Below are 25,084 nucleotides of genomic sequence, written 5' to 3'. Positions count from 1 at the left end.
TACATTATAAATAACGCAATCATGAAAAAGTATATACCTCTTATTTTGATTCCTCTTTTATGTGTGTTCTCTTGTAGTAATGATGATGATGCGATTGCTGATCCTGATTTATTAGGAAAATGGCAATTAATAGAACAACTGGTTGATCCTGGTGATGGAAGCGGTACATTCCAGCCAGTAAATAGTGATTTAGAATTAGAATTTCTCCCTGCCGGGGTACTTCAAGTGTCTAATGGAACTTTATGTTTAATAACCATTGGTGGAGAAGGAGATAGCACAGAAAGTTACTCCATTGATGAGAATGTTATAACTGTGGATTGTGGTAATTCTACGAATATTAGTTTCGAAATAAAAGAAGGAAGATTATTTCTGTATTTTCCTTGTATCGAAGCGTGCGCCCAGAAATATCAAAAGCTACCTTAAAAAAAACTATCCTAAATATTTAAGGTATTTTAGAAGTTTAATTAGTAGAAAACAGATAAGGGTAATAATAGAAACTATGGACCCTATTTTTTTCCATTTTTTAACTTTTTCCGGATCTCCAAAGCCTCGTGGTTTTTGAATGTACAACCCATTAGGAATATCTAGAGAGGCGATTAAATCAAATAGTTGATCGATTGTCATTTTACCTCTTAAAAATTCAATGAAAACAGGGTTTTTTCGGATGAGGTCATGATTTCCCTTTTGTTCTATGATAATGTATTCATCACATTTAAATATTTTAGTATAAAGACTCTGAAGATAGGTTAATTTGATATTGTGAATTGGTATTTTTTTTTCTGTATATAAGGTGAAATTTCCAATTTTTTTCTCAACCAAGGTATCATCGCGAATTTGAAAATGATCTTCTAGTAATGCTTTTTGAATATTTCCTTTAATAACTTTTAATTCACCTATTGCTAATTGACCAGAACCACCAAATTCTTCTAAGTAGGTTTTTAGCTGTAAATACTTTTCGTGATTTTCTGCGATCAGTAGATTATCATTCCTTTTTGTTAAAGACAAGCCAATAGTTTGGGCCTGTTCTTCGAAAACTGACATAAACTTTTTTATTAATAACATATCTTAAGATTAATTATTTGTGTGAATAATATATTGTTTAAAAACAGCAAATCCTGTCCATAAACAGAACAGGATTTGCCAAATAACCCCCATCAATTAAGGTAACTAAACTTAACTTAATATTTCTAAATGATTATTGCATTAGTTTTTTAGATAACTCTTGCAATTCAGCTGACTTTGCAGTCATATAATCATTTAACTTTTTTACATCATCGCCAGAAAGATTACCCATAACTTCCTGAGCTTTTGTACCTAATTCTTGTCCTTTTTGACCTAAAGAAGCAAAAGCTGTCATATCCTTACTTTCGACTACTTTTTTATATTCTTCAATATAAGCTTCATAAGAATTTACATACTCTTGTACTTTTTCGTCACTAAAACTTGGCACACCATCAGATGCTGCTGTCGTTGTTTCTTCATTACTTTTTTCTTCTGCTTTTTCAGTTTTTTCAACTTCTTCCGTTTTTTCTGCACTATCAGCAGCGTCGGATTTAGTTTCATTTTTACAAGAAGCTGCAAAAAGAACAGCAATGATTAATGCGAAATTTAAAATGGTTTTTTTCATGATTTTTATATAAGTGTTAATTAATTGGTTTCTATGACCACTACAAAGATATATTGATTGATTCCCTTACCAAACACTCTTTTCAGTGAAAAAAACACCCTGTTTTCAGGGTGCTTCCTTTGATAAGCTTTATGATTTGAATGTAATATATTGATAGTTAATTGTTTGTAATTTGTTGTGCCCCGCTTTTTTAAGTTATAGCTTCTGATTATAGGATTACCATAATTAATAAGGGATAAATCCCCGTTTTTAATAAGTGTAATACCTGTTGATCTCTCATTAGTAGTAGTGTAAGTTTATGGTATCAACTTAAATATATTATATATGAAATCTAAAACAACAATTCTGTGGTGCCTTATGGCACTGATCACTAGCTTTTCGTGGTCACAAAAGACAAAAACAATCAATCAACAACAATTTTTGGAAGAAAAAGATGGTTGGAAATTGGTTGATGAGCAAACTGGACAAAAATTTACATTAAGTGATGAAATTACAATTCAATTTAAGAAAGCACCTTCACCCAAGGAGATTCAAAGATTAGAAAACACCTATGGGATGAAATTCATGCGAAGTAACCGATTAGGTTTCTATGACTTTAAAATTACTACCAAAAGTAAACTACTCGATTCATATGAGAAAATGAGTAAGGAAGTAGATGCTGAGCAAGTTTTTACGAATACGATGGGTACATATATTTTAACACCTAACGATCCTCAGTTCGGAATACAATGGGGGCTAGAACAAGCTAGTGATGCGGATATTGATGCAGAAGATGCTTGGGATATTACTACTGGAAATAGCTCGGTAATTGTAGCAATTTTGGATAGCGGAACGGATTGGACTCATGAAGATTTAGGGCTTGGTACAGATGGATATCAGAATGTGTATCTTAATCCAGGAGAGGATGCTTGGTCTAATCCAAATGATCCTACTACCGGAAACGGAATAGATGATGATGGTAATGGATTTATTGATGATTGGAAAGGTTGGGATTTTAATAATGCAGATAATGATTCCAGAGGACCTTTTTGGCATGGTACGCATGTAGCAGGAATCGTTGGAGCTAAAACGAATAATAACACTGGGATGTCCGGCATTGCTGGCGGTAATAACGCTGTAGGGTCTAGATTGATGTTAGAAGGAGTTGGAGATTTTGCTCCTAATGCTTCTATTTTGGACGATGCTATTATATATGCAATGGATAATGGAGCAGATATCATTCAACTTAGTTTAACTGTTGGGAGTTCGCCGGCTATAGATACAGCACTACAAGATGCATATAATGCGGGAGTATTTATAGTGTGTGCTGCAGGGAATTCTGGAGCGGGAGCTATTTCGTATCCGGCATCAAATGTGAATGCATTCTCAGTAGCAGCAACAACAAATGCAGATGTTAAAGCAGGTTTCTCGCAATTTGGTCCTAACTTGGATCTTGCAGCGCCTGGTGTAGGGATTCGTAGTACACAAAATGGAAATGTCTATGCCGATAGCGATGGAACTTCGTTTGCTGCACCAGCAGTGTCAGGAGTAGCAGCGTTGATGCTATCAGTAGATCCGACATTAAGTAATCAGGAGATTGAAGATATACTAAAATGTACAGCTGATAAAGTAGGAGGATATGATTATATCTGGAATCCAGCGGAGTTAGGACATTCTCAGGAATTGGGGTATGGTAGATTAAACGCACATCAAGCTGTGTTGGCAGCGAATACTTCAGATATTTATATTAGAGATACCACGTTGGATGATGGAACAGAACCATCTTCGGGAACTATGTACCTTAGTCCAGATATTTGGGTACGTAACGATGATGATGGCGTACTAACCCATGAAAATCCAGAATACAAATTATTGAGTCCTAATTGGGTATATGTAAGAATTAATAGAAAGAATTGCTCTAATATTGATGATGGAGTTTTAAAATTATATTTTAGTAAAGCTTCTACAGGATTATCTTGGCCATTACATTGGGATAATTATTATCAGATGGTAAGTGGTAGCAGCGTATTACACGGAGATTTTATTGGTGATGTGCCAATACCGACATCTCCAGATGATGAGATTATCGTAAAAATTCCTTGGTATCCACCTAATCCAGCAGATTTTATAAACGATGTACATCACTTCTGTTTATTAGCTAGAATAGAATCTGCAACAGATCCAATCGGAGTAGAAGGAACTGCTGTATGGAACAATACCAGAAATAATAATAACATTGCTTGGAAAAATGTGAGTGTCTATGATATCAATGCATTTAATAATACTGCACCTTATGTATTCATTAGAAATGTGGACAAACGAGTTAGAGCTATTAATTTATCATTAGACGTTACAGAGAATAAAACGGGTATACCATTTGAAAAGATAGGAGCTTTTTATATCATTCCTGACGAAAAGTTAAATGAAATTTTAGCAGAAGCAAAGATGGAAGGAATTGAACGGGTAGATAGAAATGTCTATAGGGTATATGAACCCAAAGCTCGTATTTATGAGGTAAAAGCAGAACCCTATCAAACCTTTAGTCTTCAGTTATTGGTAAAACCAGAAGTTGAACTTAAAGAAGGGACCTATTTAAATTATAATATTTTGCAAACTGATGAAAAATTCCAGCCAATGGGTGGAGAACAGTTTACTATAGGTAATTTTGGCGGAAAAGAAGATGGCCGAGAAGAAATCACACAATCAGAAGAAATTAAAACGATAGATTTTAACGCATATCCTAACCCGACACAAGGCGAGGTAACTATACGTCTTAATGATACCTATACTAATGTAGGGATAGTGATCAGAAATATGGCAGGAGATGTTATTTATGCGGATCATCAAAAAGAAGCAGATCAATTTAATGTAGAACTAAAAGGTTATAAAGGATTGTATTTTGTGAAGATTACAGCAGCTAATGGAGAAACCAAAACAATGAAGTTGCTTAAGAATTAATAAATGTATGAATACCCCAAGACTAAATAAAACCGCTCTTTTCCTTAGAGCGGTTTTTTCTGTAAGTGGTAATGGTCTGCAATTCATTCGTCGACACCTTTTTGCTATTTACCGATTTAAAAGGGAAAATTAAGTGAATTACAAGTAGTTTAGATTTGGAAAAATAATACATTTGTTTCCTATGCAATACCTTAAAGACTCTATATTTTATAATCAGGCTATACACGAATTAAATTATCCTTTCGGAAATTTTTATTTATTTGATGGATTTGTGGTTGGTGAGTTTAAAGAAGATACTGTAGTTACTTGGGCTGATCACGCAAAACTTTTGGTAGAAGACTTAACTAATCTTTATGATCACGATGGAGGTAATGTTGTTTATATTACTAATCGTGTACATTCTTATGCGGTAAAACCGAGTGATTGGATTAAGTTTTATAGAAGTGATTATAAAATGAGGGGATATGCAATTATAAGTTATACTAAAAAAGGAATACTAAATGCATTGATAGAAAAACTCTTCATAAAAAGTAGGTTTCGTAGTTTCGAATCTTTAGGTGATGCAATTACTTGGGCTAAAAGCTTAACCAAATCTCCTGTTTCTAAATAAATATTCTTTCGTTCGATATACTATAAAGGATTTTATAGTCATTTGATTTCTTACATAATAGATTACCGATATCTAAATTTACAGTTTATCACGGGAAAATATACCTATATCGAAATATTTCGTGATGGTAACCGTTGTTACATATATTTTTGATATTTTCAGCTTTCCAAATACCAAATTCAAACGCTTATGGCCTTTCAGGCAAAACTATTTATTAATGACGAAGAGCGAAATGTAATTGACAGTACATTTTTATATCAGCAACTGATGGATAGCAATGGTCGTCCTAAAACTACGATTCAGGATGGTAAAATCAATGTTTTAATAGAATCCACTAAGAATGATGAATTGTTTTACGATTGGATGTTTTCTACGCATACCACGTATAACGGATATGTTCGATTTTTTAAACGAGATGGATTTAGTAAACTATTTGATTTCGAATTTGCGAATTGCCATTGTGTTCATTTAGAAGAAAAATTTAATGCAGAAGGTAATAGTCCGTTAAAAATGGAATTGGTATTGTCGCCAGGTATTCAGAGAGTGCGCGGTCAGATTTTTGAAAAAAACTGGAATCCTAGTAATCCTTTTACGAATGCTACACCAATTACAGAGCGGGAGGAGGAAAAAGAACCAGAATCACCAAAGATAATAGAGATGAAATGGCTAGATGAAGATGAATCGACAGAGATAAAAGAAACTAGTAATTTAAAAAAGATGTTTTTATATGCTAGAGTAAAAAATATTGAAGAAGGAGAGGAGCTTAAGATAACTCTAGAGGATGGTGATGGTGATAGCAGTAATGATGTTGTTTTAAGGGGGATAGTTAATGAGAATGGAGAGGTAATTCTTAAAGAATAAAAAATATGGAAGAAAATAATTCTAATAGCGAAAAAAAGTCTACTACCTATATACCTAAAATAACATATAACGGAGAATCATTAAATTATAAAGAAGTTCCGATTATTATAAAAGAAGAAGAACCTTACGAATGCCCATATTGTAAAGAAGAAATAACCGCAGCTCAAATCAAACATGTTGTCCCTAAAGCAAATAATGCTTTTATAAATAAGGTCCTAACTTATTTAAATAAATATAGAAAGGATTATAAATTGGATACTTGTTTGCGAAAAGCACATTTCATTTCACAAATTGGGGCAGAGATGTCGTTTCAAGAAATATATTTGAAAGAAGGCACGAAATATCATCATTCTGCACTTCATATCCATTCCAAATATTTTAAAACAAAAACTGTTATTACCGACTTGGTTTTAAATTCTTTAGAAAAACATCTTACAGATATATTTAAGATAACAGATAAAGATGGAAAAGTTATTACTAAAACCAATGCTCAGCTTAAGAAAATATTAAAAGATCATAAGGTTGAAGTGAATGAAATGAAACTTTATGGTTATACTAATGGCAAAAAGGATAATGAAGAAAATCTAGAAACTGTTAAGAAAAAAGAGAAGAATAAAGAAGGTAAAGAAGTTGAAGTGGTTGATTTTAATATTGTTTTAAAAAAACATAAAACCTTTGGTGTAGAACTTTTATCAAGGGCATATGCTGGAAGATATGGTAATGGAGACGAAATGTCAAGAGAGGGATATATATACAGAGGTAAAGGATTAAAACAAATAACATTTCATGACAATTTAGAGAGTTTTTCAAATTTTAGAAAAAATAATCCTTTTCCGGATGATACACATGGAGACATTGATTTTACTAAAATCACTGATAAAAATAATTTGAAAAGTAAATCAGATTTATTAGCGGATTCCAGTGATTTAATCTTCGCAGTTCAATCTGCTCTTTGGTATTGGATGCGTGGTAATGGAAAAATATATACTTATAGTGATAGTGACAAAGTGTATGATGTTTCTAGAAGAATTAATGGAGGAAATAATGGAATGAATAATCGATATGATAATACTTTAAGAGCTAGAGAAGATTCTGGTTTTAAGGTGTATAAACATTATCAGGAATTATATAATAAAGGGACTCAAGAAGAGAAAGATAAGGTAGTTGCCAATTTGGAATACTTATCAAAGGATTTAAAAACTAACGATACTGCGAAAAAGAAAGGACATAAAAAAAGAAAGGTGAATCTAAAAGATCCTAACGCCTCAATATTACTAGATAAATTACAAAATTCTCCTAAACCTATAAAAATAGAACCTTTAGGGGTTAATCTTATCCCTTTGGAATCAATAATTTCGGAACAAAAAATATCTCTTAAAACAATAACATTCGTAGAGCCTGAAAAGAAAAAGAAGAAGAAAAAAAAGAAGAAGAAAAATAAATGATAAAGTTTTCAATAAATACCATAAAGCTATTTTGGCTCTGTTTGTTAATCAGTTTCTGTACAAGTTCTTGTAAAAGTCAAAAGAGAACTATTTCTGAGATCAAAATTGAACCAATTGAATTTAGTAGGAATTGTGAGAATACAGGATCTTCGCTAAAATATAGATTACCAATAGTTAAAAACTATAGGCAATTAGATGAGATAATTATTAAAAAGTTAATTGATGATGAATTTTTTTTATTTGTTAATTCAGATGATTTAAACGAAGTCAATCAAAAATCTTTACAAGAGGTTATTAAATATGAATTTAATTTAGCAAAACTAAACTGCAATAGTGACGATGCTTTATCTACCTCTAAGGAGTGTGATTATGAAGTATATTACAATTCATCAGAATTAATAAGTATTCAATTTTCTTTAGCTACTATACAATCGGGGTTTGATCAATTTTATATCAACTTAAATTATGATATAGGTAAAGAAGAGGAATTTAAATTATCTGATATAATTGATGATAAAGGACTTGATTTTCTTTTAAAAGAATCAAATAATCAAATAGACCATATATTGGAAAATTATCTTTCGGATAGTCAAATAGATATTGAAGAAAGGAATGAACTTAAATCCTTGAGTTCCGAATCTGATTATAAATTATCCAGTGATTCCTTGAAGGATTACTCTTTTTTGCTAATAAATAAAAATGGAAAGGATGGTATTGAATTAGATTATGATTTTCCCTTTGATTCTAGAATAATCAATGTATTGGGAAAACCAGAATTGTTTTTTGATTTCTCTGAAATAAAAAGGTTTTTAAAACTTGACCTTAAGTGATATGAATTAAATGAAAAAAACGTTTCTTTCTTTAATACTTATTCTATTAATTTCCTGTCATACAACACAAGAAAATAAAGTAACTACCAAGGTAGAAAACGCAGTAGAAAGCATTCCAGAAAAAGTAGAAGCTACTGTAGAAAGAGCAGAGCAGCCGCCTTCGCAAGATACAGAAGAAACTATAGAAGAAGAATCAGAAGCTTTTACGCCTTCACCATTTATATCCAAAATTTTAGAACAACTCGGAGTTCAACCTATACAGGTGTATGAACAATTTGTTGTACAGAAAGTAATGCCTTATGATGAGACCAGTACTATAGTAGTGATTCCTACAGTAGCTAGCCAAGAGTACGATTGGGACGTTTTTACATTAAACAGTTATATTTTGGTGGTAGATTCGGAGACGGCGGAGATCAAGCAACAATTTTATGAAAAAGAAAGTTGGTATTCTGATGCTATTCGTATCGATGAGATATCCATTGACACAGCCAATTATAAGGTTGCCGATGGAAAGCGAGCTTTTGGAATTACACTTTCTTATATAGGAGCATCAAAACCGAATCCTTATAATTCAACTACCATTTCTCTATTTATTCAGGAAGAGAACTCGCTGGTACGAGTGCTAGATGCTTTCGAAATAAACTCTTACTGGGGAGAATGGGATATGCGATGTACAGGAGAATTTACGAGTGTAGGTAAGATCCTGATTATGGACAGTAATCAAAACAATGGTTTCTATGATATTAAAGTAAGTGTGGAAACTACAACCATGGAAACTTTTGAAAAAGGAGAAGATGATTGTGAGGAAAAAGAATCTACTCAAAAATCAAAACAATTGCTCCGATATTACGGAAGTTATCAGTTGTATCAAAAAGTATACACATTAGAAACTGAATCTTCTTGTGGATTAGAAATCAAGCTAGAAGAGAATCAATATTATCTAAAAACCAGTAAACGAGAACATAAGGGAATATTCGTAATAAAAGATGGGTATATTACTTTCCAAGGATTATTAGCTGATGACTCAAAAAAAGAAGTACAAGGCAGTTATGATGATGATGAAATCGTAATACAGAATTACGGAAATGCAATGAATCCGTTTACTGTATTTGGAGAATGTGCTGATCAGAAATATCTTCGTTTGGTAAATAAGGAATAATCTTCGTTGCCCTACTTAGGTAAATATAATTTTATCAAATGAAAAATAGGTTAGGTATCCTTATTTTATTGCTGGCAGGTCTAAGCTATCTTCAGAATAGCAATTATACAATATTAGTGTAAGAATTTGGTCTTCAGAATAACATCCAAACGGATAAAGAAAACACATCTTATTCGCAAAAAGTCTTTTATTGGTAATAATTTTCGGGGAAATTTGCTAGTGTAAAATGGAAAACAGTGGTTTTCAGGGGTGGTTTTATCTTATAGAATTGTTTCCTTTGATATTAAGAACCTATAATACCCCCAAAGTATGAAAAAATCAAGGCTCAAAGAATATGTAGTACCCTATAAAACTTTAAAAACTCAATTTGTTTCACCTTATAACAAAAAAGAAGTTTTACTGGAAGTACGTATGCATAAAAAGATGACACACAAAGGTTTTGGTGAAAAAACATTAAAACAGCCAATCATTACGTTTCATACTACCACAGATCAGACAGAGATCCCTAAAAGGTATTGGACAGAACAAATGATAAAAGCAGTTGATGCCTACACTAAAGAATATCCTGTAATTGATACCAGAAAAACACATTCTATAGTTAGTAAGATGATTTCTTCTATTTCTAGAGTATGGTTGGTGTTGATTCCTACTCATTGATTTTTTATTCTGTTAATGAGATTACACAAAATCAACAATTAATATTATGTTTCTCATGCATTACATAAAACAAAGAAATCTTCCTTAGTTAAACGGTGGTTTTCAGGGTTGATTTTGATCTGAATCCGTGGTTATTTTGAGATGTACAAACTAACAACGCACATTATGCCTATTCTTACTATCAGTGAGCATTTAGAACATTATCAAACACTCAAGAGCCAATTTATATCCCCATATACCAATATGGAAGTGATGATGGAAGTTCGCTTGCATAAAAAGGTTATAAATACAGGCTTGGTTCAAAACATCCAGAAGAAACCCGTAATTGCTTTTTATACAACTACAGATCGAACCGAGATTTCTAAAAAAAAGTGGACGCAGCAAATGAAAAAAGCAGCTGCGGATTATGCTAAACAATATCCAATTGTCGATGCAGGAAAAACATATTCGACATTTGGTAAAATTATATTCTCTACTGCTATTATTGGAGTCATTGGTGCGTTAGCACTGGTTTTTTACTTATTTATGTTTAGTAATCCACAAGCAAAAATGAATATAGAAGAGTTTGTGTCTTTACCTAATAAAGGAGATAAATACTATGGATTTATTAATCAGACTTTAGATGAAAAGAAGACGCCTTTTTTAGCTCATGGTTGGATTAAAGTAATAGCTGTAAATCCTATAGATAGCACCTGTACGTATGTTACGGGTGAAGAAGTAGGAGCGCTTACCTTTGATACCTTAGAAGCAGATCATAGTAATTTTTCTAATACACAGATAAAAGGAAAATTTAAAGCAGATAAGCGAGCTCAAAAAATTTCACTTATATCAGCAGACAAGCGTTGGAGATTCGAATCCCAAGTGATCAGTAATAAAACAAAGAATTATAAAATCACAGCAGAGTAAGCAGCTTATGGAAATACAACAAAATACACCATTAAGTCGCATAAATCCACCAAAAAACAGTACTTTTTTACAAGCGTATCAAAACTTAGAGCAGAATGCCAAAGTTGGGTTATCGATCTTAGGAACCGCAACGTTGTTTTTTACGTTGGTAATAGGAATGGGATTGTACGAAGTTTTTGGGAATCCTTCTAATGGAAATGGGATGCCTTTAAATTCTTTAATAGAACCTCAGTTTCTCGCTATAGTTATTGGTGTAATTATCTCCTTATTTTTTATAGTTTCTTTTCTAAATAAGCAACGAAAATTAGCAATAAAAGAACAGCAAACCTATTATAAGCTTGGGAATGTAGTTCCATTGAATATAGACCAAAAAAAAGCAATTAGACTCAATTTAGTACATATGTTTTATGGCGGAGGTTGGTCAGAAACTTTAGAAGTTTTTCCGTGTAATATTCGGTTAGGAGAACAAAAATTTAAGCCGCAGACATTTGATATACAGTATGATATCTTATACCAACAATATCTTAATGAAGATTGGGGAGTACTTAATAAAGAACAATATCATGAGATGATAGCTCGCTTATTTGATGGGATGCACTCTAAGTGGTTTGCGCAGGATATTGCTTCGGACTCCGCAAATGATATGATTAATCAAATCTCTGGACTTACCAAAGTAGATCCTATGTATATAGAAAAATGTGGTGTAGTAATTAATAATAAGCCTAAGAAGTTGATTTGGGGATTTGATTTGTTTAGAGTTATACCGATGAGTCGATGGGCATTTATGGCAGGTTATATTACGGAAGACGAAGCTTGGAAAAATATACTAAAAGCATCGGAGCTTATTTATTATCTATTTGATAGTCATGAAGATTATTATGACAATTATCGGGTAGGACATGCTTTTTGGAGTAATAATTTTGAAGCTTGCACGGATCGATTACAGAAATGGACCTATTTTAAAGAAAAATGTGATTGGCCCGCAAATAATTTAGCGTGGACACAACCAGAATCTGTAAGGCTACCAGAAAATATGAAGACCAATTTCGAAACACATCTTTCGGAGGTAAACAACCAACAGAAAACCACTATCGGGTTTCGCAAAACAGAGGAAAGTGAGTAGTATGGATTAGGACAATGTGGATAATGAATATACTGGATTTAGACCACACTTAGTTCTTTTATAAGTAAACTCTGAGCTGTTAACTTAGCTTATCTAATTAGTAGCCAAAAGGGAAGGAGTGCCATAGTAGTACATTAACATCAGATTATATATAAAAATGTCAGATATAGGGAAAAAAGCATTTCAGGTTTTAGTAATCATAACTTGTATTATGGTACTATTTACAAGTTTTATAGTATTAAAATCAAGATATGACGATAAAAAGGAAGCTAGAGATATTACATATAAAGCGAAAAAAGATGTTATTAAGGATTTTGACTATGAGTATGCTAAACTAAAGTATTTGGCAAGAGATTGGAGCACTTTGTATGCGAAAATAACCACAGCGCATAACAGAGATACTATAGAACATTCCAAGTATACAGTGTCAGAGTTTCCTAGGAAACACAATGATATAATACGATTTTGGGATCGATTTGAAGAAGATGTTTATATCCAACATTATACAACAAACGAAACGTATCTATCAAAAATATATACAGTAGGGGATACTTTACGAAAAGTTGCTAAACCATATGCTACGCAAAGTAAAATATCGGAGTATTTAGAATTACTTAATATGGCCTATGGGGATATCCTAAATCACACTTCGAAGACAGACAGTGTTTTTATGTATTCATCAAGAGGTAACCCGAAATTTTCAACCTATTTTTATTATCTGGATAAAATTGATCGAGCATACTATGAACTATTATCCGAGCATTATCCAACAGCGCTACATAATCTAATTTATGGCACTAAGGAATTCGAAAAAGACGCTGTTCGTAGTTTGATATATAGACAAACACAGGAGTTAAATACGAATTATAGGTACTATCCAAAGAATCCAGAAATAAAAGAGTTCGAAAAACATATGAAGGCATATTTAGATGTCGAAACAGATTCTCTAAATACCTATATTCTTAAAAAGAATAACAATAAGTTGTTGTTATTAGTAAAAACTTTGCAATTTAAAGAAGACGACAGCTTAGCATCAAAAAAAGCGTATCTCGATGCATTAATAGATGGTTTTACTCTGATTAGAGGCAAACATACAGAGGAAATATATATTTATCTAGAATTTTTTAATGCAGAAACTTTTTATATTGATACTTGGATAAAAACACCCAATGAAGCATATTTTAAGGTAGATAGTCAAGATAATATCCCAAGTATATTATCAGAATTCTACGAAGTGGATGCATATCAATATTATATCAAAGGGTCTTTTCCGCTATTAGATGTCTGGTATCCTAAAGTAGATAAACCTAAATCTTCATTATAATTTTGTACTCTAGCTATTCTCGAATCCTTAACTATTTTCGAACCCTGAGGCTCTCGAAGGGTGACGAAGTGGTAGCCGAAGGGTGATTTTCCGGGCTTCTATGATGAGGATGCTGAGCTTGTCGAAGTACAGCCCTCGAATACAATCGAACCCTGAGCTGTCACACTGAGCCTGTCGAAGTGGTAGTCGAAGGGTGATTCCAGATGAACCGGGTTTCGAGTGCCTCAACCCTCGGGGATGAGAATACTCCCGAACCCTGAGGTTACTCGAAGGGTGAAGTGCCCAAGGGTGAAATCATAGGGTAACAATTGCTTTACTACTGACACATAGTAATATGAATACTTTACTATCATAAGGATGAAAGGATATATGTACATATTAGAATGTAGTGACGGCAGTTACTATACAGGAAGTACAAAAGATTTAGATAGAAGATTGCAGCAACACCAAAATGGAGAAGGAGCTAATCATACAAAAAAACGATTACCGGTTAGGTTATTATACTACGAACAATATGACAGAATCGATACGGCATTCTATCGAGAGAAACAAGTACAAGGATGGAGCAGAGCAAAAAAGGAAGCGTTAATACGGGGAGAATTGGATACGTTACCGGGATTGTCCATTGCCTATCGTGATATTAGGTGACTGAGGCTCTCGAAGTCACCGGATTTCGACTCCGCGGATGCTGAGCTTGTCGAAGTACAACCCTCGGAGTGCGAACCCTGAGCGGAGTCGAAGGGTGAAGTGTCGAAGGGTGACACAACACCAGTATACCCCAATCCTTTGCCAATAGCACTGTCAGTATCCATCGAATGAGTAATTGTAAAAAATAAAATCAAAAACGTATCCAGATATAAAGAAAGCGTTTGTAAACCCCTGTAATGTAATATTTTATATAGAGGTCAGTATGTCAGTAGTGATTTTATGGAGTTGGTGTATTGGCAACTTTTTGCGTAAAATGTTAATTAGTAATCAATTAAAATTAAATTTTAACGAAATATTATCAATAAAAACATAAAATATTGAAATTATCGGTATTGTAATTGACCATACATCACCTCAAATGAATGTTAAACTCAATCTGGATATAATAGTTTTGGTTAAGGTTTATTGTTTGTCTAGAATATCATAAGATTTAATCAATCGTATATAATAGACGTTGCAAAGCAGGGCTTTGAAATCTTTTTCACCAGTATAGGATTTGTTTTACGTTAAAAAATCTTGAAGCCTTGGAAAGATTTTAGTAAAACAAATCTGGTTTTTAGCAAAGCTAAAAAATACCTTGAAAAAGCACCCTTTCTTTTGTTTCGTTTTCTTTGGGTGAGCAAAGAAAATGAAAAGAGGGTTAAATCAATTTTCATTATAACTAAGTATTAAAGAATCCGGGTTAAAAAACAAATGAAGTATGAGTAATGTATTAAACAACCGATTATCGGTAACCGTAGATCCAGCAGCGATCACAGAAGTAAAAAACAGAATTGAGGAAATCAATACACTGTTACCATTTTTAACAGGATTGACTAAAGACGAGCGTAGGACGCTCCCTAAGATCAATCGTAGTAACAAAATCTTTGTAGAAGATACACTAGATAGTATGCGGCAGAATGGAGATATTCTACCCAATTTTATCAATGTAGAAGAGGTAGATAAAGATTATGCGTTATACAATGAGTTAAAGGTATTAGCATTAGAGTTAGCAGAATTATCAGAAAAGGTAAACGATACGCGAATCTTGGCTGGTTCCGAAGCCTATAGCACTTCTTTATTAGCCTATAAGATGTTTGGTGTTGCAGCTAGTAGCGGTGTAGCAGGAGCAGAGGCATTGCATAGCAGATTAAAAGAACGATTTGCGAATAGCCCTAGTACCACAGAAGAGGACATGCCAGATCAAACCGATCAGGGTACGGATGGTAGTGCGGAATGAGACTTCGAGAGCCTCAGTCTCCAGACGTAATCCGAGGGTGAATTTTAGCGAACCCTGAGGTTCTCGAAGGGTGACGAATCGGGTTTCGAGAGCCTCAACCTTTGGAGTGCGAACCCTGAGCGGAGCCGAAGGGTAAGCGGAGTCGAAGGGTGAGAGCCTAGAAGTAAATAACCCAAACACCCTCAATTGTTGGAAACAACAGTTGGGGGTGTTTTTGTGTTCTTTTGTTAAACTATAAACTAGATTTAATATTTATAGGTAAACCAATTTTAAATCCGAAACGCAAATCTTTATCTTCCCCTTTTGGATCTAAGCTAAGATTACTTCTATCTAGAAATGCTTGAAAAGTTAAAATATTCTTTGTCTTATCTTTTGCTTTTAGATTTACTAGAAGCCCTAAACGCATGCGACCTACTTCTATATCTTCTATATCCTCACCACTAGGAAAATTAGTATAAGAATAGCCGACATTACCAAATAAACCAACTGGCCAATTACCGTATTTGGGAAGCCAATACGCCTCAAAACTAAAATCTGATGAAGTACCATATTGATATTTTTTATCACCAACATATGCATCTCTTGTACTGAGCAGAGTTATCGGGTTTCCGTTAATAGAATCTCCAGTGGCTTCTGTAAATCTGATATTCCTATTTCTAAAAGAACTACGATTAGAATTTCTCGATATAGATATTGCGCCTTTAGCATATAGGTTTTTCCACCATGTAATATTAGATTTTGTGTAATAGTTAAGACTTAACGTTGCTCCATAAACATCTCCAAATATTTCATCAAATTGTTTGCTAAAATCTTGTATAGAACTATTTGGTTGATAAATAGTAAAGTTTTCTCTTTGATAAAATGGAGAGAAAGATGCAAACCATAAGGATTTAGAGGTCCAAAGGTCTTTTGTTACTCTTTTTTCTATTCCTTGTAACTTTAATTCGATACTGTCTTTAAGAAATTTTTGAGTAGATTCAAATTCACTAATTAATTTTTCAATGTCAATTTTTTGATCTGCACTAAAATCCTTTTGATCAATTGGCTTTTGTTTTCCCAGATCTATATCTAATTTTTTAATCACATCATTATTGGTAATATCCATTTCTTTTAATGTGTATGCCGGATCAATATCAAATTTTACTAGGTATCTATTTTCTAATGTTGTTTTCTTGGTATTAGTGTCAATAGCATCTGTAACATCAATATTGAGACTTTGTAGCTTTTCTTTTAATTTTTTGTATTTAGAAAAAGTTTCTCTAAGTAGTTTTCTCTTAGCTAAGTAATTTTGAATATAGACTCTCTCTGCTTTTGCTTTATAGTCACCAGTAGAAGTTCTCAGGCCATTAAATTTTCTAGAGGGTCTAAAGAGCTTATAAAAATTAATAGTAAACTTAGAGTTTTTACTTCCATTTCCTTCATCAAAAAAATAGACTCCACTATCTACCGAAAATTCTCCATCTACAGTAGCTATGAATTTAGAATCATTTTTGAGCAAACCACTTGCTTTTATAATGGAATTATTATCTTTTAGTTCAAAAACAAGGCCTTGTTGTGGTGTGTTATCTCCAACTACTAAAAAGTTTAAATCTTCAAAAGATATCTTACTAAATGTTTTGTCAGACACCAAGTTTTTGGTCTTAATAGTGGGGGGGCTTTGTCCAAAACTAAAGAAGGTGATAAAACTAAAAGATAAGATAAAGTAAAAAGATTTCATAAGTAACAGATTAAATTTTGGTTAGTATTAGATGATTATATAACTTTAAATTGTAATACATTTTGTTGTTTGTAAAGCTATATGTATTTTTTTATTTTAGATATACCCAATGCTAGGTATATTGAGGAATTAATTTTATTTTTATATTTGAAGAAATACTAATCTTACCCCAGATTTAATAAACCAACTTTGAATAAAAAGAACCTTACTGAACGTGATATTTGTACTAAATTCATCAATCCAGCTCTTCAAAAATCAGGTTGGAATATGCGAACACAAGTCCGCGAAGAAGTTTCCTTTACAGATGGTAGAATAATTGTTCAAGGAAAATTGTATGCAAGGGGAAAACGAAAAAGAGCAGATTATATTCTATATTTTCAACCAAATGTTCCTATAGCCATAATTGAAGCAAAGGACAATAAAAAATCAGTTGGTGCTGGAATGCAACAAGGGTTAGAATATGCTGAAATGTTACAAATACCTTTTGTTTTTACTTCTAATGGAGATTCTTTTGTTTTCCATGACAGAACTAAAACAGAAGGTGAAATTGAAAAAGAAATAGACTTAGATGAATTTCCATCACCTGATGAATTATGGAATAAATACCTGAATAAAGAAGAATTAACTTCAGATACCGCAAAGAAAATTGTTGAGCAAGATTACTTTTCAGACGAAAGTGATATGACTCCAAGGTATTATCAGCAGAATGCAATCAATAGAACTATAGAAGCTATTGCTAAAGGTCAAAATCGTATTATTCTGGTAATGGCAACTGGTACAGGTAAAACCTATACCGCTTTTAATATTATTTGGAGATTATATAGAGCCAAAATCAAAAAACGTATTCTGTTTTTAGCTGATAGAACAGCGCTGTTAGAACAAACTAAAAATGGAGATTTCTCCCCTTTTGGTAATGATATTATGCACATTATCAAAAACAGAAAAATTGATAAATCATATCAAATATATTTCGCATTATATCAAGGATTAACAAGTAATGACGAATCAAAAAATGCTTACAAAGAATTTAGTAAAGACTTTTTCGACTTAGTCGTAATTGATGAGTGCCACAGAGGAAGTGCTTCTGAAGCTTCTGCTTGGAGAGATGTTCTAGATTATTTCTCATCTGCTACGCAAATTGGTTTAACAGCTACACCTAAAGAAACCAAAGATGTTTCTAATATGGAATATTTTGGAGAGCCTGTGTATACCTATTCATTAAAACAAGGAATTGCAGACGGCTTTCTTGCTCCTTACAAAGTAGTTAGAATTTCTACAACTATTGATGAGGGTTGGCGTCCTACAAAAGGGATGCTAGACAAATATGGTAATGAAATTCTAGATAGAATTTATAATCTAAAAGATTATGACAGAAATTTAGCAATAGATGAACGTACTAAATTGGTTGCGAAAAAAATAACTGAATACCTAAAAGCTACAGATCGTTTTGCTATAACCATTGTCTTTTGTGTAGATATTGACCATGCTAATAGAATGCGACAAGCATTAATAAATGAAAATGCTGACTTAGTTGCTAAGCATCCAAATTATGTAGTGAAAATTACAGGAGATGATGAAGTTGGTAAAATGGAATTAGGAAACTTTACAGATGTAGAAGAACAAATACCAACTATAGCTACAACTTCTAAAATGCTAACTACTGGTATTGATACAAAAATGGTAAAACTAATTGTTTTAGATACTAATATTGGTTCTATGACAGAGTTTAAGCAAATCATTGGTAGAGGAACACGAATAAGAGAAGCAGACGGAAAAGTGTTTTTTACTATTATGGATTTTAGAAAAGCAACTAATTTATTTGCCGACCCAGAATTTGATGGTAACCCAGTTCAAATTTATGAACCTATTACAGAAGAAGATGATGTCGTGCCTCCAGTTAATGAATACATTGAAATTTTAGAAGGAGAAGAATCAATTCAAGAGGATGCTTTTATAGATCCTGATGTCTCAATTGATACAGACGAAGATGAACCAAGAAAGTATTACATTAAAGATATTCCTGTAAGCGTAGCTAATGAGAGAGTTCAATATTATGGCGCAGATGGTAAATTAATAACTGAATCTTTAAAAGATTATACTAGAAAAAATATTTTAAATGAATATACGTCCTTAGACCATTTTATTCAGAAATGGAATAGTTCAGAAAAGAAAGAAGAATTATATAGTGAATTAGCAGAACATGGTATTTTAGTAGATGCTTTAAAAGAAGAAGTTGGTAAAGATTTAGATGTCTTTGATTTAATCTGTCATATTGCTTTTGATAAACCACCATTAACTAGAAAGGAAAGAGCGGACAATGTTAGAAAAAGAAACTATTTTGCCAAATATGGAGAAACAGCACAAAAAATAATTGAAGGTTTACTTTCTAAGTATGAAAACGAAGGTGTTTCAGCTATTGAAGATAAAGGAGTTATTAAAATTAAACCTTTAAACCAAATAGGATTACCAATGGAGATTTTAAGAGCTTTTGGAAAGCCAAAAGATTTTGAAAAAGCAGTAAAAGAATTAGAAAACGAATTATATAAAGACAATATAGCTTAATGAGTAACATAACAACAATAATAAAATCTATTAGAGACATCATGCGTAAAGATGCTGGTGTAGATGGAGATGCACAACGTATTTCACAAATGGTTTGGATGCTGTTCATGAAAATTTTTGCAGACAAAGAGGAAGAATGGGAGTACACTTTAGACAATTATAAAAGTCCTATCGCAGATAAATTTAAGTGGGATAGTTGGGCAGCAGATGATGAGGGAAAAACAGGTGAAGAATTAATGGAGTTTATCAATTCAGAATTATTTCCTGCGTTAAAAGACATTGATACCACTAAAACAGAGCAAGCAAAAATCATTAAAGCAGTTTTTGAAGATACTTATAATTACATGAAGAACGGTACGCTATTCCGTCAAGTAATTAATGAGATTGATAAAATAGATTTTAACAGTAGTGAAGACAGACATACTTTTAATGATATATACGAAACCATACTAAAAGAACTACAATCTGCAGGTTCTTCTGGTGAATATTATACCCCAAGAGCGGTAACACAATTTATTGTAGATATGGTAAACCCACAATTGGGTGAAAGTGTTTTAGATCCTGCTAGTGGTACTGGTGGCTTCTTAACCTGTTCCATAGACCATGTTAGAAAGCAAATAGACAACCCAAAAGCTACTCAAACATTACAAGATTCTATTAGAGGTGTAGAGAAAAAACCTTTACCTCATTTATTATGTACTACCAACTTAATGTTACATGGTTTTGATCAACCTGCGGTTACTAGAGGCAATATGCTGACCAAATCGTATAGTGACTATGGAGTAAAAGACCAAGTAAATATAGTGTTATCTAATCCACCTTTTGGAGGGACAGAAGAAGATGGTACAGAAAAGAACTTTCCCAAAAAGTTTCAAACGAAAGAAACAGCCGATTTGTTCTTAGCCTTGATAATAAAAGTGTTAAAGAAAAAAGGGCGTGCTGGTGTTGTATTACCTGATGGTACTTTGTTTGGTGAAGGTGTAAAAACTAGAATTAAAGAAGAACTATTAACCAAATGTAATTTGCACACCATTGTCCGATTACCAAATGGTGTTTTTAATCCATACACAGGAATTAAAACCAATTTATTGTTTTTTGAAAAAGGAACACCTACCAAAGAAACTTGGTATTATGAAATGCCTTATCCTGAAGGAATAAAGAATTTTAGTAGATCAAGACCAGTAGACATTAAACATTTTGATGACATTAAGACTTGGTGGGAAGACCGTGAAGAAAATGAGTTTGCTTGGAAAGTATCATTAAAAGAAATTAAAGAGAGAAGTTTTAATCTTGATATAAAGAATTCTCATGTTCTGGAGGCTGAAAAGGTATTTACTACAGAAGAACTTTTAGTAAAAATTGACACCTCATTTGATAAAAGTGTTAAGCTATTAGCTGAAATTAAAAAAGCTCTTTTATGAAAGATTGGAAAAAAGTAAAGTTAGGAACACTTTTAACTGAATCTAAAGTTGTTTCAGAAAAGCCAAATACAGATAAACGTCTTAGAGTAAAACTAAATGTTCTAGGAATAGAAAAAAGACCTATTACTAGAGATAAAAAAGGAGCTACAAAATACTATACGAGAAAAGCAGGGCAATTTGTATATGGAAAGCAGAATTTACATAAAGGTGCTTTTGGTATTGTGCCTGAGGAATTAGATGGCTTTGAATCTAGTTTAGATATCCCAGCATTTGATATAGATGAATCTTGTTATCCTGAATGGATTTTTTATTTCTTTAAAAAAGGTGATTTTTATTTAAAACTTGAAACTTTAGCCAAAGGGGTTGGCTCTAAACGAATTCATCCAAAAAAAATTTATGATTTAGATATTTTTCTGCCTTCTAAAGAAGAACAGAAAAAAGTATTAGAGGAGATTGAAAAGGCAGAAGCTAATAATCAAGAATTAGTAAACGAAATACTATCACAAGAAGAAAACTTAACCAAACTCCGCCAATCTATTTTACAAGACGCTGTTCAAGGTAAATTAACTAAGGAATGGCGTGAGAAAAACCCAAAAGCAGAACCTGCAAGTGAGTTACTCAAAAAAGTAAAAGCAGAAAAAGAGCAACTTATTAAAGAAAAGAAAATAAGAAGAGATAATTCAAAGGACACAATAATTAAAGACAATTGTAACTGGACTTTATCTGGATTCTGGTCAACTGCAAAACTATATGATGTATTTAGCTTTATCGACTATAGAGGAAAGACACCACAAAAGTCGCATAAAGGCAAGAGATTAATTACCGCCAAAAATATAAGGTTTGGTTATATTCAAAATAACCCAATTGAATATGTAGATGATGAATTCTATAAAAAATGGATGACAAGAGGTTTTCCTAAAAAAGGAGATATCCTTTTTGTAACAGAAGGTCACACTATGGGATTTGCTGCAATAATTGACTTGAATTTTGATTTTGCTTTAGCACAAAGAACTATTTGTTTTCAGCCGTATTTAGATTCAATAAACACATCTTTTTTCTTTTATTTAATATTATCAAATCAATTTCAAAAAATAGTATTTGATAATCAAACAGGTTCTGCTGCTAAAGGTCTTAAATCATCTAAATTAAAGAAGTTTCCAATTCCGATACCTCCTTTAGAAGAACAAAATGCAATAGTTGAAAAAGTGAATCAACTTCTAGCTAATTGTGATAAGCTAGAACAAGAGATAAAAGCCAGTAAAACCAATGCAGAAAAGTTAATGCAATCGGTATTGAGTGAGTTATTAGGAGAAGAGAATAATGTTTTAGTAAATAAAACAACAGCTAAAAAGGAAATAAAAAAGCCTTCAAGAGAAATCAAATACAATAGTAAAACCTTACTTATGGATTTAGTTAAACTATTAAAAGAAAACGGTAAGCTTCATGCAGAAGACCTTTGGAAAATGTCTAAATTTCCAAATAATATAGATGCTTTTTATGCAGAATTAAAAAAGCAAATAGAAGAAGAAAAAGCCATTAAAGAAGTTGTAAACGAAAAAGGGTATTTAGAACTAGTATGAGAATAGATAAAATCTACATAGAAGAGTTTAAAAACCTAAGAGATTTCTCAATTGACCTTAATGAGGAATACATGAGTACTGTATTTCTTGGTCAAAATGCTGCTGGTAAATCCAATTTATTAGAAGCTCTAGTAATAATTTTTAGAGACTTAGATTTGGAAGAAGAAACTACATTTAACTATATAATTGAATATCAATGCAAAGACAATATATTAAAAGTTGAAGGTGGTAAAAACACAAAAGGAAAATTTCAGTTTTATAAAGGTATAAAACTGAAAGATACTATTGCTTATGACTTAAAACCAATCTCTAAGACTTTAATAAAAAAGAATAAATCAAATTACCTACCCAAATATGTATTTTCTTACTATTCAGGTATCAGCAATCGATTATTGGAACATTTTGACAAACATCAAAAACGATTTTATGATGAATTGATAAAAGGAGTTGATGCACCACCAAGACCATTGTTTTATGCTCGTCAAATTCACAGTTTTTTTGTGTTAATGGCTTTTTATGCGTTTTCAGATAAAAAGGCAAGCGAATTTCTAAAAGAATTTTTAGGTATTGTTGGCTTAGAATCTGTTTTGTTTGTTTTAAAAAAACCCGTTTGGGCAGGAAGTAAAACAGAAGCTTTAGATTTTTGGAAAGCGAAAGGTGTAGTTCGTGAGTTCTTGGATGAGCTGTTTGAATCTGCCATGGCACCAATTGTTCATGAAGATACAGTAAGAGAAGATTTTAGAAGAAGTCACAAACAAGAGCAATTATACTTATATATCTCAAATCAAGAAAAACTAGAAAAGATTGCTAGTAAATACTTAACCAATGCCGAGTTTTTCAAGAGTTTAGAAAGCACTTACATCTCTGATTTAATACAGGAAGTACGTGTAAAAGTAAAGAAGGAAAATGTACATGGAGATATTACCTTTAAGGAGTTGTCGGAAGGAGAGCAACAATTGCTTACTGTAATTGGATTATTACGTTTCACGAAAGAAGAGGAGTCCTTAATTCTTTTAGATGAACCAGATACCCATTTGAACCCATTATGGAAATGGAAGTACATGAACTTATTAGAAAAATATTCAGGTAAAGAAGAAACTAGTCAAATTTTAATGACCACACATGATCCACTTGTAATTGGAGGTTTAACTAAAGAAGAAATAAGAATATTTCAATCAGTTAAGAAAACGGATGTGGAAGGAAAAGAATATCAACAAGTAGAAACCTTTGAACCAGACTTTGACCCTAAAGGATTAGGAGTTGCTGGTATTTTAACAAGTGATTTTTTTAATTTACCAAGTACTTTGGATGAGGATACTTTAGAAGATTTAAATACCAGGAATCGTTTAGTAACCAAAAAAGAAAATACAGGGCTTAGTGATGATGAGACTAACGAACTTAATGAGTTATTCATAAAGCTAAGTAATATTGGAATTAATACTACTGATAGAGACCCAATGTATCAACGATTCATAACTGCCATTAGTCAACGTGAAGAATTTCAAGAAGAAAAAATATCTAAAGAAGATAGAGAGAAGCAAAATAAAATAGCATTAGAAATATTAAACGAACTATTTGATGACCAATAATGAGGTATATTAATTTAGAAGATAATCCCCCGAAGCAAGATTGGATAGAAAGAGCAGATGATATAACTGCAGAATTATTAAATGCAAAAGAAGAAGACAGACAAACTATTATTGAAAAAAATAAAGGTTTATGGTCTGAATTAAAAAGTCATTTAAAAGACCTAAATCACAATAAGTGTTGGTATTCCGATTCTAAAAATGATAGCGCACATTGTCATATCGATCATTTTAGACCAAAAGGAAGAGCGTTAGATGAAGAAGGAAAAGACAAAGGAGGTTATTGGTGGTTAGCTTTTGAGTGGACAAATTTCAGGTATTCTGCACCTGTAGAAAATATTAGGAAAAGAGATTATTTCCATGTAAATGCTAATAAAGCAAATACTCCTAATGATTCTTTAGAAATAGAGGACATTCGTTTTTTAGACCCTACTGAAATTGAAGATCCAACAAAGTTAGCGTTTACTAATGAAGGTATGGTTACACCAAAATCTACTATTCCTGCAGAAAGAAATTATATTCAGGCAGAATATACTATACGAAGAATGAATTTGAATAAATTAGAAATGAAAGAAACTCGTAAGGATAAATTCTTCAAGACTTCGATTCTCATCAAACAAACAAATAAACTTGTTCTCAAACAAGATAAAAACTTTTGTATAGTAAGAAAGGGAGTTATACAAGAAAAAATGAAACAATTACTAGCGTTAGCTTCTTCTACTTCAGAATATGCTTCTGCCGTACAATTTTGTATGAAAAGTGCTGGATTAGAATGGGTAGATAATATTCTTTTAAGAGCCGCATAAATACAA

At 32.3% G+C, this 25,084-nt stretch carries 21 protein-coding genes; 18 read left to right on the top strand and 3 right to left on the bottom strand.

Features of this window, described 5'->3' with window-relative positions; genetic code table 11:
• The first annotated feature begins 21 nt into the window (after positions 1-21).
• Positions 22-423, top strand: a complete 402-nt coding sequence (locus D1815_RS06415) for a hypothetical protein (RefSeq protein WP_118386371.1) — start codon at positions 22-24, stop codon at positions 421-423.
• A gap of 6 nt (positions 424-429) precedes the next feature.
• Here the strand turns inward: D1815_RS06415 and D1815_RS06410 are convergent, their stop codons facing one another.
• Both D1815_RS06410 and D1815_RS06405 read right to left on the bottom strand, forming a co-directional pair.
• Positions 430-1,041: a hypothetical protein gene (locus tag D1815_RS06410; RefSeq protein ID WP_118386370.1), complete on the bottom strand. Its 612-nt coding sequence runs from the start codon at positions 1,039-1,041 to the stop codon at positions 430-432.
• A gap of 154 nt (positions 1,042-1,195) precedes the next feature.
• A complete protein-coding gene (locus D1815_RS06405) occupies positions 1,196-1,627 on the bottom strand; it encodes a hypothetical protein (RefSeq protein WP_027391250.1) in 432 nt (143 codons plus the stop codon).
• 324 nt (positions 1,628-1,951) lie between these two features.
• Between D1815_RS06405 and D1815_RS06400 the strand changes: the two genes are divergently transcribed.
• The 12 genes from D1815_RS06400 (at position 1,952) to D1815_RS06345 (ending at position 15,406) form a co-directional block, all read left to right on the top strand.
• Positions 1,952-4,564, top strand: coding sequence for a S8 family peptidase (locus D1815_RS06400; protein ID WP_118386369.1), 2,613 nt, complete (start codon positions 1,952-1,954; stop codon positions 4,562-4,564).
• Positions 4,565-4,745: 181 nt separating this feature from the next.
• Positions 4,746-5,174, top strand: a complete 429-nt coding sequence (locus D1815_RS06395; RefSeq protein WP_091404757.1) for a hypothetical protein — start codon at positions 4,746-4,748, stop codon at positions 5,172-5,174.
• A gap of 189 nt (positions 5,175-5,363) precedes the next feature.
• Positions 5,364-6,035, top strand: a complete 672-nt coding sequence (gene tssD, locus D1815_RS06390; protein ID WP_118386368.1) for a type VI secretion system tube protein TssD — start codon at positions 5,364-5,366, stop codon at positions 6,033-6,035.
• Between the two features lie 5 nt (positions 6,036-6,040).
• Positions 6,041-7,480 (top strand): hypothetical protein, encoded by a 1,440-nt coding sequence (locus D1815_RS06385; RefSeq protein WP_118386367.1) that lies wholly within the window; start codon positions 6,041-6,043, stop codon positions 7,478-7,480.
• Positions 7,477-8,310: a hypothetical protein gene (locus D1815_RS06380; RefSeq protein WP_118386366.1), complete on the top strand. Its 834-nt coding sequence runs from the start codon at positions 7,477-7,479 to the stop codon at positions 8,308-8,310. The genes D1815_RS06385 and D1815_RS06380 overlap by 4 nt, the downstream gene beginning before the upstream one ends.
• Before the next feature lie 10 nt (positions 8,311-8,320).
• Positions 8,321-9,469 (top strand): hypothetical protein, encoded by a 1,149-nt coding sequence (locus tag D1815_RS06375; RefSeq protein WP_118386365.1) that lies wholly within the window; start codon positions 8,321-8,323, stop codon positions 9,467-9,469.
• 309 nt (positions 9,470-9,778) lie between these two features.
• On the top strand, positions 9,779-10,126 hold the full coding sequence (locus D1815_RS06370) for a hypothetical protein (RefSeq protein WP_118386364.1): 348 nt from the start codon (positions 9,779-9,781) through the stop codon (positions 10,124-10,126).
• Positions 10,127-10,291: 165 nt separating this feature from the next.
• On the top strand, positions 10,292-11,032 hold the full coding sequence (locus tag D1815_RS06365) for a hypothetical protein (RefSeq protein WP_118386363.1): 741 nt from the start codon (positions 10,292-10,294) through the stop codon (positions 11,030-11,032).
• Between the two features lie 7 nt (positions 11,033-11,039).
• Positions 11,040-12,155, top strand: coding sequence for a DUF1266 domain-containing protein (locus tag D1815_RS06360; protein WP_118386362.1), 1,116 nt, complete (start codon positions 11,040-11,042; stop codon positions 12,153-12,155).
• A gap of 157 nt (positions 12,156-12,312) precedes the next feature.
• Positions 12,313-13,479 (top strand): hypothetical protein, encoded by a 1,167-nt coding sequence (locus D1815_RS06355; RefSeq protein WP_118386361.1) that lies wholly within the window; start codon positions 12,313-12,315, stop codon positions 13,477-13,479.
• A gap of 357 nt (positions 13,480-13,836) precedes the next feature.
• Positions 13,837-14,127, top strand: coding sequence for a GIY-YIG nuclease family protein (locus D1815_RS06350; protein ID WP_118386360.1), 291 nt, complete (start codon positions 13,837-13,839; stop codon positions 14,125-14,127).
• 760 nt (positions 14,128-14,887) lie between these two features.
• Complete coding sequence (locus tag D1815_RS06345; RefSeq protein WP_118386359.1) at positions 14,888-15,406, top strand: hypothetical protein; 519 nt, start codon at positions 14,888-14,890, stop codon at positions 15,404-15,406.
• Between the two features lie 232 nt (positions 15,407-15,638).
• Here D1815_RS06345 and D1815_RS06340 read toward each other — a convergent pair whose 3' ends face one another.
• Positions 15,639-17,123 (bottom strand): hypothetical protein, encoded by a 1,485-nt coding sequence (locus D1815_RS06340; RefSeq protein WP_118386358.1) that lies wholly within the window; start codon positions 17,121-17,123, stop codon positions 15,639-15,641.
• Positions 17,124-17,312: 189 nt separating this feature from the next.
• On the opposite strand from D1815_RS06340, the gene hsdR reads away from it, so the two are divergent.
• From hsdR to D1815_RS06315, 5 genes are read left to right on the top strand one after another with little or no spacing between them, the layout of a single operon-like run.
• Positions 17,313-19,685 carry an EcoAI/FtnUII family type I restriction enzme subunit R gene (gene hsdR / locus D1815_RS06335; protein ID WP_118386357.1) on the top strand — a complete coding sequence of 791 codons (2,373 nt, stop codon included), beginning with the start codon at positions 17,313-17,315 and terminating at the stop codon, positions 19,683-19,685.
• Positions 19,685-21,106, top strand: a complete 1,422-nt coding sequence (locus tag D1815_RS06330) for an N-6 DNA methylase (RefSeq protein WP_118386356.1) — start codon at positions 19,685-19,687, stop codon at positions 21,104-21,106. Before hsdR ends, D1815_RS06330 begins: the two co-directional genes overlap by 1 nt.
• A complete protein-coding gene (locus D1815_RS06325; protein ID WP_118386355.1) occupies positions 21,103-22,686 on the top strand; it encodes a restriction endonuclease subunit S in 1,584 nt (527 codons plus the stop codon). Before D1815_RS06330 ends, D1815_RS06325 begins: the two co-directional genes overlap by 4 nt.
• The gene (locus tag D1815_RS06320) at positions 22,683-24,275 is read left to right on the top strand and encodes an AAA family ATPase (RefSeq protein ID WP_118386354.1); all 1,593 of its coding nucleotides are present in this window, start codon (positions 22,683-22,685) and stop codon (positions 24,273-24,275) included. Before D1815_RS06325 ends, D1815_RS06320 begins: the two co-directional genes overlap by 4 nt.
• On the top strand, positions 24,275-25,078 hold the full coding sequence (locus tag D1815_RS06315; RefSeq protein ID WP_118386353.1) for a hypothetical protein: 804 nt from the start codon (positions 24,275-24,277) through the stop codon (positions 25,076-25,078). The genes D1815_RS06320 and D1815_RS06315 overlap by 1 nt, the downstream gene beginning before the upstream one ends.
• The last annotated feature ends 6 nt before the right edge of the window (positions 25,079-25,084 follow it).

The sequence above is a fragment of the Aquimarina sp. AD1 genome (assembly GCF_003443695.1).
GTDB lineage: Bacteria > Bacteroidota > Bacteroidia > Flavobacteriales > Flavobacteriaceae > Aquimarina > Aquimarina latercula.
This window is presented reverse-complemented; position numbering and strand designations above follow the sequence as displayed.